Annotated in this window: 1 protein-coding gene; it reads right to left on the bottom strand. The window is 70.8% G+C overall.

From position 1 onward, the window contains the following. On the bottom strand, positions 1 to 456 hold a 456-nt coding region (locus tag GEV06_29300; protein ID MPZ21933.1), incomplete at its 3' end, for a transposase. Positions 457 to 520: the final 64 nt, after the last annotated feature.

The following is a 520-nucleotide window of genomic DNA, read 5'->3' as shown; positions in this document are numbered from 1 at the left end:
CGCGCTCGGGTTGCCGCGCAGGGCGTGCGACGCGAGCGGGAGCTCGTCGATCCGCTCGAGCAGCATCGCGAGCCGGTCGGAGGACGTCACCGGCGCCGCGAACGGGTCGACGCCGGCCTCGAGCGCCTCCTCGCGGAGCAGCCGCGCGATGGCGAGTGCGTCCAGCGTATCGCTCTTGCCAGGCTTACGGGCAGACCGCCGCCAGCGAGCGGTCCAGCGCGGACAGACCTCGCGGACGGCCTCTCCGTGCTCGACGAGGAACTGGGCGGCGCCGTAGCCCAAGGATGCGGCACCCTCAATCGCCCACTGCCGCTCGGGCCACGCCTGTGCCCACGCTAGCAGGTCCACCCAGCCCTCTGCGGTGTTGGGAACCAGCTTGGTCGTGATGGTGCCGTCGGCGTCCAAGGCCGCGGCCTGATGGATTCGCTTGTGCGGATCTACGCCGATCCAGGCCATGAGTGCCTCCCGGGGGAAAACCTCCGGCCGACCATTCTTCCTTGGGCCAGGTGTACGGACCAGC

Source organism: Luteitalea sp., from assembly GCA_009377605.1.
Lineage (GTDB): Bacteria > Acidobacteriota > Vicinamibacteria > Vicinamibacterales > Vicinamibacteraceae > WHTT01.
The sequence above is the reverse complement of the archived record's forward strand: the minus strand, read 5'-3'. Positions and strand labels throughout refer to the sequence as shown.